The following is a 9653-nucleotide window of genomic DNA, read 5'->3' as shown; positions in this document are numbered from 1 at the left end:
TGGATTTGATTCGCTTGCATTCTCAACTTACTAAAACCCAAGCCCAGAAAATTTGGGCAAGTCCTAGTCAAGAAGTGCTGGCAGATTTGATTGATGGTCGCTGGGAGAAAGCTTTACAGGTGTTTGAAGCGTCCCCACATAATGCCCAAGAAATTGCTACTCTACTCAAAGCTGATAAAAAACGATTGTGGAATCGCACAGTAGCAGCGTTGCAGGCGAACCCAAATAGACGAGAGGTGCAAGCTTGGTTCGCGTTGATTTTAGCAGTGCAGCAGGGAGAAGGACATGCTAATTCTTGGTTAAAGGCGCAACCAAAAATTACCAAAGAGAATCTTGACTATATTCAAGGTTTGTTAGCAAGACTCAATGGTGAGGGTACAAAGTCGCAAATATCCTCTACTCACCCTAGTCAGATTATTGGTACGGTGCAACCAATTACTCAAGTTACCAATACCGAGTGGCTGCAACCAAATTCCCCAGCAGATTTGAAACTTACTGATAACCAAGTTTGGTATCAGGTGGAGGTGAGTGCATTTAATGACGGGAAACGCTGGCTAAATTTCCCCTTTGAGAATTTCAACCCACCGAAAACTGACACCGCCAAATTTTTCTGGAAAACTTTGGGAATTACTTCTGACCCGGAAATCCAGATTGTAGTCTGGTTGCCTAACGGAGAACAAAAAATTACTATAGCCGCTATCAAAGCGGTGCAACTACGGGGTAAAGTTTTGCGCCTATTAGCTGCTGGCCCAAAAATTCCAGATAATCAAAACGATGTTCTCCAACCCAAACCTTTAGCTTTGACAAATGCAGCACTGGAATGGGTGCAACCATCTCCTATTACTTTACGAGAACTGCATCAACAAAATTCCCAAGGGGTGAAGGTAATGCTATCGATTCTGTGGCAATCTTTACAGCAATCCGGTGAAGTTCCGACTGGTGGTATTCCTAGCTTTGAACAGATGCAGGAAAAATTGGGTGATTGGCCCGTTCAAGTGATTGATTTAACAAATAATGCTCAACCAGAAATAATACTGACTATCTCACCAGAAGCCATAGCATCCTTGAATCAGCCGACACCTGAAATTCAGGGAGAAAACCCAGAGCAACGCCGTGACCGGACTATAATTTTGTCTGATGTAAATAAAGTCATTTACACTGATTTTACAGGAAATTACTTACAAAGACTCTCTGCGATCGCCAAGCTTTCAGGGGCGCAATCCTTAGCTTTATTGGTAGAAAATGCTCATAACTACAGTTTGAGGCGCTGGTCAGAGAAAAATCAGCGCTTTGAATAACGCACCCCTGAATCAAATTTCCCCTTTACTCAAATTTAAATTAAAGAGGGGAAAAGCGTAGGCGTAGCCCGTCGTAGACATCGCTATCTACAAGACTGACTTATTCTTCTTTTTGGTTAGTTTCGGCTAGACGTTGGTGCTTCAGGTTTTCCAATTGCTGCAACAGAGAGTCTACCTCTGCTTGTAAATGCATCAATTTAGCTTGCTGATCGTCTTGATAATAAGACTTGGTTAACTTACTGACCCAGGCAGTCTGGGACTCGCGATCGGAAACACTAGATAAATAAGTAGGCATCGCTAATTAAATCCACAATTTAACTCACACCATTAGAAATATTATAATAATGCTCTTTTAAGCTTTATTACATTATTGTATATTTTCAATCAATTACTCTAATGGATTTTGGGTTCAATCATAAAAGACGGTGATTAGAATGGCTGTGTTCCAAAAAACACTGACCCAAGTATGTAAAGCTTCCTTCCACTAGACGCTACTTAGGAATAGTTAATTTATAGTTTGTCAATTATGGTTGTACAAATGATTATCGCCGTTTTTAGGGAATTTACGCAAGAAATTATATGTAGACTATATCAAGAATTACGCTAAATTATGAAAAAACGTAGGGCGAAGCACTTACACTTAGTGCAGTATCTCGTAGAAAAAGAGGTAGAAGGATATTCTCAAAAAGAGACAGCCTCTTAAGTATTTTCCTATCTTCACTGAAGCGAATAGGGTAAGAAAATCCACTGATATATTTGACTAAACGAAGGCCCTAAAAACGGCTTTAACTACGGATAAATCAGCATTTCAGAGAGTTATGAGGCAAGCCTGTGAATAGGGAATAAGGAACAGGGAATAGAAAAAAAAGATAGATATATACTGAGTCTTGTTCAAAAATCAAATAAGAGTCCTATAGATTTACAGATGATTTTTTACCTCGTCATTCTCCTCTAAGGTAATTTGTTGAACCGAAGGTCGCCGTGGCAGTTTATGATAAATTAATGCTCTAAATAAAAATAGCAAGTGAAACGCCTGCACCACAAAAAATAATATTCTTAACAAGATTCTTTGGGATTAGGGAACTCTGAATCGGCAACTGGTAACGAAAAATCTACTTTCTTACTCTTTCCCATTTTGCGTTTCCCGATCCCACCCTTTCTAAATATCCAATCCTTACATTAAGAAATTTTAAATCCCGTGACTTTGAGCCTGTCTGTTGCTACATCTCATCGCCAACCCTGGCCCGGACTGATAGAAGCCTATCGCGAATACTTGCCTGTCAGCGAAGAAACACCGATTGTCACTCTCTTAGAGGGCAACACACCTCTAATACCAGCGCCAGCGATCGCAGAACGCATTGGCAGACAAGTACGGGTTTTTGTAAAATATGATGGTCTGAATCCCACCGGCAGCTTCAAAGACCGGGGGATGACTATGGCAATTTCCAAGGCCAAGGAAGCAGGGGCAAAAGCAGTCATTTGTGCCAGCACGGGCAACACCTCAGCCGCCGCCGCCGCTTATGCCAGACGGGGAGGGATGAATGCCTTTGTATTGATTCCCGACGGTTATGTGGCGCTGGGCAAGTTAGCTCAAGCGTTGTTGTATGGCGCAGAAGTATTGGCAATTAAAGGTAATTTTGACCAAGCGCTAGAAATTGTCCGCGAGATGGCCGAAAGCTATCCGATCACTTTGGTGAATTCGGTCAATCCCTACCGCCTAGAAGGACAAAAAACAGGAGCCTTTGAAATTGTCGATGCATTGGGTGATGCACCAGACTGGTTGTGTATTCCCGTGGGAAATGCGGGAAACATCACAGCATATTGGATGGGATTTTGTCAATATCATCAAGCTAGAAAGTGCGATCGCCTACCCCGGATGATGGGATTCCAAGCCGCAGGAGCAGCCCCTTTAGTACACGGTCAGCCAGTGGCGCATCCCGAAACCCTAGCAACAGCAATTCGCATTGGCAACCCTGCAAGTTGGGAGTTAGCGATCGCAGCCCAAACCGCCAGTCAGGGAAATTTCCACGCCGTTACCGATACAGAAATTCTCGACGCTTATCGACTTTTGGCAGCATCAGAAGGTATCTTCTGCGAACCTGCTAGCGCCGCTTCTGTCGCTGGGTTGTTGCAGGTGAAAGACCAAGTTCCTACAGGGGCGACAGTGGTTTGTGTCCTCACAGGCAATGGACTAAAAGACCCAGATACAGCCATTAAACACAATCACAGTCAATTTCAACAAGGTATCGCGGCAGAACTGGGTGCAGTAGCTGAGGCAATGGGATTTTAAGGCATTGGGATTAGGGGAAAGGTGACAGGTGACAGGTCATAGGGAATAATCTGTACCCTATTTCCTTCTTCACTTGCATCAGTGAATACCACAACCCGTCTTTCCTCTTCTATACCCTGTAACCTGTACCCTATTCCCCTTTTTTCCCTGCCCCTCCTCGTTCATGTGTCAAGCTATCAATAGCATCACCCAAGGCAGTAGTTAAGCTATTGCGGGTTTGGGCGTGATTATCCTGCTCAGTTTTCAAAGCTTGCAAAAGGCGATCGCGTTCTTTAATTGCGGCGATCAGTTTAGCTTGCAAGCCTTCCACAGATTTTAGCTGTTCTATTTCTTGTTGGATAGCTACTGGTGTCCCAGCAGTTAGTGTGTCTATTTCAAAACCTTGGAGTTTATGCAGTTCTGCCTTAAGGGAGGCGATCGTTTGTTGGGAAAGTTGAGTATCTGTACGGCGTTGTTCTGCTTCTGTATTGTAAAGCTGACGCCATTTTTGGGCACTTTCCCAAGCTGTATCGCGCTCGTGTTGAAGCTCCGCCATCTGCTCTTTGATTACCTGGATTTCTGTCAACCACTGTTGTGTTAAATCTTGATTCATAGATTAATAGTCATTAGTTAGGAACTCTTCCCCACTTCCCACTCGGTATTCTTGCGGTAGAAAGATAGATGCGATCGCTACGCAAAATTTAGCACAGTAGTTAATAAACCCAACCAGTTTTAACTCTAAATTATGCCAAAGCTTCGTTTTTTTCGCTTCTTTCGCCACCTCAATTGGCGCACGATTAAAAAAACTTTTTCCAGAACAATCGAAAGGCGACTTTTGGGACTCGCCTCGGAAATCGCCTTTAATGCCATGCTATCGCTGTTTCCAGCAATTCTTGCTATCATCACAGCTATTGGTTTATTGGCAGAATCTTTACAAAACACCTTTAAACAACTGGCGGCACAACTAAGTCAAGTCCTACCTGAAGAAGCCCTGGAGCTAATTCGTGATTTTGCTACCACAGAAATTACTAACTCAAAAAACAGTGGTTTATTTTCTCTAAGCTTTGTATTAGCAATTTGGACTGCTTCTGGGGCGGTGAGTACCGCAATGACAGCCCTCGATCAAATCCATCAAATTCCCTCAGAAAACATCCGCCCCTTTTGGAAAGCCAAGCTTGTCTCTCTGGGATTAACAGTTGGTACTATGTTGCTTTTAATAGTGGCTTCTTTCTCAGTGTTTACCAGCGATTGGCTATTGGGAATAGTAGCGCGCGAAAATAGTTCTTTAATCTTTTTGTTGCATCTTTGGCTGCTATTACGCTGGCCTTTAACTTTAAGTATTGTCGCTGTCGCCTTTGGCTTTGTCTATCGCTACGGCCCAAGCAAGTGGAACTCAGGCACGCCAATGATGCCTGGAGCAATTTTAGCAGCTGTTTTTTGGGCAATGTTGTCTGCCCTATTTCGGCTGTATGTGGCGAATTTCGGCAATTATAATAAAGTATATGGTGCTGTAGGAGCAGTGATAGTTTTAATGCTCTGGCTGTCAATGAGCGCTGCTGTTCTGTTAATCGGCGATCAGTTGAACGTAACTGTCGGCGAAGATATGCGCTTAAAAGCCCAGCCGCAATCGCAAGTAAAATATTAATTCGTAAATCCCTGAGAAAATGATTGCAAAAGCTCAGTAGGGGAGTAAAATATCTAACGATTCAATACAAAGTTAGCGATCGCCTCCATGCCTGATTCTCCTCCTCGATTTCCGATGATTGAACCTGATGCCAAAGCACCCACCCTGAAACGTCTGCGTCAGTTAAGTCGGCTGCTAGATAATGTTATTACCATTCCTGGCACAAAGATTGGTTTTGGTTTAGATCCAATTTTAGGATTCATACCGATTGGTGGTGATTTTTTGGGAATAATGTTTTCTAGCTACATCATTCTAGAAGCAGCACGACTAGGCGTATCTAGAGCGACTCTAGGTAAAATGGTTTTGAATGTAATCATTGATGGCTTGGTAGGAGCTGTCCCAGTTTTGGGAGACTTTTTTGATTTTGCCTGGAGAGCTAACACTAATAATATCAAGCTATTGGAAGAATACTTAAAGTTTCCCAGCGAGCAAAAGAGTGCAGACAGATGGTTTATCTTTGCCGTTACTGGTTTTAAATGGATTGTTAACTGCCATTGCCATCTACAGCAGCGATGAATCGCTACAGCGTCCTAAATTTTATTACTCTTTGGTACTATTATTAAGCGCTGGGGTGACAGGAGCCTTTCTAGCACAGGATTTACTGCTATTTTTCCTGTTTTACGAATTGGAACTAATTCCGCTGTATTTGCTAATAGCAATTTGGGGTGGCGCCAAACGGGGTTATGCTGCGACTAAATTTCTTATTTATACAGCCGTTTCGGGAATCCTACTCTTAGCAAGTTTCCTCGGAATGGTTTGGCTGAGTGGTTCCTCTAGCTTTGCACTAGCAACCTTGAATGCGACAACTTTACCTCTAGCCACACAGCTTTTATTGCTAGCAGGAATTTTGATCGGTTTTGGAATTAAAATTCCCTTGGTTCCCTTCCACACTTGGTTGCCAGATGCTCACGTTGAAGCTTCCACACCGATTTCCGTGCTATTGGCTGGGGTGCTGTTGAAGTTGGGAACTTACGGCTTACTGCGCTTTGGCATGAACTTGTTACCAGAAGCTTGGGCTTATTTGGCTCCTTGGTTGGCGACTTGGGCAGTAGTGAGCGTACTATATGGTTCATCCTGTGCGATCGCCCAAACCGATATGAAAAAAATGGTAGCATACAGCTCCATTGGACACATGGGTTACGTGCTTTTAGCGGCGGCGGCGGCCACACCTTTAAGTGTATTGGGTGCTGTGATGCAAATGATTAGCCACGGCTTGATTTCCGCCATGCTGTTTTTGCTGGTAGGAGTTGTGTATAAAAAAGCCGGAAGCCGTGATTTAGCAATCATTCAAGGATTACTGAACCCGGAACGGGGTATGCCAGTAATCGGTAGCTTGATGATTGTCGGAGTCATGGCCAGCACTGGTATACCGGGAATGCTAGGGTTTATTTCCGAATTCGTAGTTTATCGAGGAAGTTTTCCAGTTTTTCCAGTGCAAACCCTCTTATGTATGCTTGGTACTGGTTTAACAGCAGTTTACTTCTTAATTCTCGTCAACCGCGCCTTTTTTGGACGCCTGTCTGCATCAGTTACTAACTTACCGCGTGTGTATTGGAGCGATCGCATCCCAGCTGCAATTTTAGCTGTGCTGATTGTGATTTTTGGCATTCAACCTAGTTGGTTAGTACGTTGGACTGAACCAACAATTACAGCAATGGTAAATACCCAAAACGTAGTAGTAGCAGTGTCCTTAGATAAAGCAATAGGCACTAGTACCGCAAGGCGGAATTAAAAATTAAAAATTAAAAATGAATACAGCGTAAGCGTTTCATAGATTTGAAATGGTGAGGCAGTCGCTCAGAGGGGGTTCCCCCCATGAGGAACTGCCGAACCCGTTAGCGCAGCGTTAGCGAGTCTTCGAGCGTCAGGGGTGGTTTACTTCCGCTGTGCTGTACTAGGGATTAGGGACAAGGAGACAAGGAGAATAATCATGCCCAATGACAAATGACAAATGACAAATGACAAATCCCTAAACTTTTTGGAGAGATGCCAATGGTAACTATTAAAAAGAAAGCTACTCACAATCTTTTAGCTGAGTATATTGAACGCCTACAAAAAGGAGATGCATTACTCCCGGATAGTCCAGAGAATGTGCTGGAAGTTGTTGGTATTCTTAAAAGCTATGGGGTAGTTTTAGATGCTTACTCAAAAAATCTTAACTATATTGCCGAGCATCAGTTTTTAGTATTTTTCCCATTTTTTAAATACTTTAATGGAGAGGTTTCTTTTCAGAAATTACTCCGTCACTGGTGGCATGACCGAATTAATTTTGAATATGCCGAATATTGCATGAAAGGCATGATGTGGCACGGTGGCGGCGGACTAGATACCTATTTAGATACACAAGAATTTCAAGAAAGAGCGCAAGCCGTTATTGCCGCAAAATTTAAAAATAATCCCTTTATTCTTAGTATTAACCAACTGTTTCCAGATTTCTTAACAGAACAGTTGCGTGTCTCTGCTTATTACACCGGTTTAGGTCAATTCTGGCGAGTCATGGCTGATATGTTCCTCAATTTATCAGACCGCTATGACCGAGGCGAAATTAAATCGATTTCCCAAGTTGTAGACCACATTAAAGCTGGGTTAGTGGCAAATGCATCAAACCCAATTACCTACGCTGTTAAAATTCGAGGTAAGGTCTATGAAATCATTCCCAAAAGCGTTGGTTTGACTTTCTTAGCAGATACAGCAATACCTTATGTAGAAGCAGTATTCTTCCGAGGAACTCCTTTTCACGGTACTGTTTCATACAATGCCCAAGGATATCAAATTCCCCCAGATCAAAGTCGATTTCAATATGGTGCATTGTATGCCGATCCTTTGCCCATCGGCGGCGCGGGTATTCCTCCTACCTTGTTGATGCAAGATATGCGTCATTATCTTCCAGAATATTTGCACGAAATTTATCGTCGCAGTCTTCGGGGTGAAGATGATTTGCGAGTTCAAATTTGTATAAGTTTCCAAAAATCGATGTTTTGCGTGACGACAGCAACGATTTTGGGACTGATGCCTCATCCTTTAGATACTAAAGATCCAAATGAACAAAAAGGTAATCGAGTTTATTTAGAGAAGTGGATGAGTCGGTTACAAACTTCGCGGTTGCTGGATGTGAATAAATGACGGATGATTCCACCATTACTCACGAGGCATTCAAGCAATTCGAGTGCGACAAATTTTCTCTTATAGCTCAAGAATACGATCGCGCGATCGCTGTTGTGACTTCTCAGGTAGATGAAGCCATATTGGATGCCGTCGGAACTAAGTCTGGTATTCGATTGCTGGATGTGGCTTGCGGAACTGGGTGGCTTAGTGCCGCAGCACTAAAGCGGCAGGCTATAGTCACAGGATTAGACTTTGCAGAGAAGATGGTGGCCATTGCCAGAGAGCGATGTCCTCAAGGGTCATTCCATCATGGGGATGCTGAGAACCTAACTTTCGAGTCGGGCCAGTTTGAGGCGGTGGTTTGTAACTTGGGTATCCTCCATTTCCCAAACCCAGAAAAAGCGATCGCTGAATCCTTTCGCGTACTCAAACCGGGAGGGCGGTATGCTTTCACCTGCTGGACACCGCCAACGCGTAATCCGTTTATGGCTCTGATACTGGGTTCGGTGCAGACTTATGGCAGTATGGATGTGGATCTTCCTTCTGGGCCTCCCCTGTTTCGCTTTGGCGACCCCACTGAATGCGAAATGGTTTTAAGCGCTCAAGGATTTACTCAGGTGTCTGTCAGAGAACTGCCCATCAAGTGGACTTTCTCTACACCTGAAGATGTGATGCCAAAGATTATTGTAAGTTCAGCGCGTTTGGGGTCGATGTTGGCAATGCAAAGTGATGAGCAACGGCGCAATATTGAAAACGCAATTATCGAGGGAGCCTCAAAGTATGTCACAAAAAATGGTGTGGAAATTCCCGCTTCTGTGATGCTGGCTGTAGGTTACAAACCATAAGCTAGAACAACTTTTTTAAATTGCTGTAATCCGATGAATTTAGCAATTTTTGAAGTGTTTTTCCATGACAAAATTTATCAGTTTTTGCCCTCTACGCTCTACTTCTTGCTTTTTGATAACAATAAATCCCTGACTCTCAAAAAAAGGTTTAGCTGTAATACTGGCTTCTGTAAATAACTTTTCCACTCCTAAAGAGTGTGCTTTTAATTCAATCTGTTCTAAGATTTTCTTACCCACACCTTTCCTTTGAAAATCTTTATGACAATAGAAACGGTCAATATGACCATTAGCCTCTAATTCTCCAAAACCAATAATTTTGTCTTGTTCTTCTGCGACATAAGTAAATTTACTTCCTAAACTTTTAATCCAAACTTCTATATCCATGTTTGCTGGTGCCCAAGCATCTACTTGTTCTTGTGTGTAATCATGAATATTCACTTCATGAATAGTAT

The 9653-nt window shown here is 43.0% G+C and carries 9 protein-coding genes and 1 pseudogene; 7 read left to right on the top strand and 3 right to left on the bottom strand.

Annotation, left to right across the window (positions count from 1 at the left end):
• Positions 1-1298, top strand: a pseudogene (locus tag IQ229_RS02935) (hypothetical protein); the annotation flags it as partial.
• A gap of 100 nt (positions 1299-1398) precedes the next feature.
• Here IQ229_RS02935 and IQ229_RS02930 read toward each other — a convergent pair.
• The gene (locus IQ229_RS02930) at positions 1399-1593 is read right to left on the bottom strand and encodes a hypothetical protein (RefSeq protein ID WP_194041136.1); all 195 of its coding nucleotides are present in this window, start codon (positions 1591-1593) and stop codon (positions 1399-1401) included.
• Between the two features lie 903 nt (positions 1594-2496).
• Here IQ229_RS02930 and thrC point away from each other — a divergent pair.
• Complete coding sequence (gene thrC, locus IQ229_RS02925; RefSeq protein WP_194041134.1) at positions 2497-3588, top strand: threonine synthase; 1092 nt, start codon at positions 2497-2499, stop codon at positions 3586-3588.
• Positions 3589-3718: 130 nt separating this feature from the next.
• Here thrC and IQ229_RS02920 read toward each other — a convergent pair whose 3' ends face one another.
• The gene (locus IQ229_RS02920; RefSeq protein WP_194041132.1) at positions 3719-4180 is read right to left on the bottom strand and encodes a hypothetical protein; all 462 of its coding nucleotides are present in this window, start codon (positions 4178-4180) and stop codon (positions 3719-3721) included.
• A gap of 132 nt (positions 4181-4312) precedes the next feature.
• On the opposite strand from IQ229_RS02920, the gene IQ229_RS02915 reads away from it, so the two are divergent.
• The 5 genes from IQ229_RS02915 (at position 4313) to IQ229_RS02895 (ending at position 9201) form a co-directional block, all read left to right on the top strand.
• Complete coding sequence (locus IQ229_RS02915) at positions 4313-5212, top strand: YihY/virulence factor BrkB family protein (protein WP_194041130.1); 900 nt, start codon at positions 4313-4315, stop codon at positions 5210-5212.
• Between the two features lie 87 nt (positions 5213-5299).
• The gene (locus tag IQ229_RS02910) at positions 5300-5767 is read left to right on the top strand and encodes a DUF4112 domain-containing protein (RefSeq protein ID WP_194041128.1); all 468 of its coding nucleotides are present in this window, start codon (positions 5300-5302) and stop codon (positions 5765-5767) included.
• Entirely contained in the window at positions 5688-6983 is a 1296-nt protein-coding gene (locus tag IQ229_RS02905) for an NADH-quinone oxidoreductase subunit M (RefSeq protein ID WP_322743930.1), read from the top strand. Before IQ229_RS02910 ends, IQ229_RS02905 begins: the two co-directional genes overlap by 80 nt.
• 260 nt (positions 6984-7243) lie before the next feature.
• On the top strand, positions 7244-8374 hold the full coding sequence (locus IQ229_RS02900; RefSeq protein WP_194041126.1) for a CO2 hydration protein: 1131 nt from the start codon (positions 7244-7246) through the stop codon (positions 8372-8374).
• A complete protein-coding gene (locus IQ229_RS02895; RefSeq protein ID WP_194041124.1) occupies positions 8371-9201 on the top strand; it encodes a class I SAM-dependent methyltransferase in 831 nt (276 codons plus the stop codon). The genes IQ229_RS02900 and IQ229_RS02895 overlap by 4 nt, the downstream gene beginning before the upstream one ends.
• Before the next feature lie 39 nt (positions 9202-9240).
• Here IQ229_RS02895 and IQ229_RS02890 read toward each other — a convergent pair.
• Positions 9241-9653: GNAT family N-acetyltransferase (locus IQ229_RS02890; RefSeq protein ID WP_194041122.1), on the bottom strand; the 413-nt coding region annotated here is incomplete at its 5' end.

Source organism: Nostoc cf. edaphicum LEGE 07299 (assembly GCF_015207245.1).
Classification (GTDB): Bacteria; Cyanobacteriota; Cyanobacteriia; order Cyanobacteriales; family Nostocaceae; genus Nostoc; species Nostoc edaphicum_B.
This window is presented reverse-complemented; position numbering and strand designations above follow the sequence as displayed.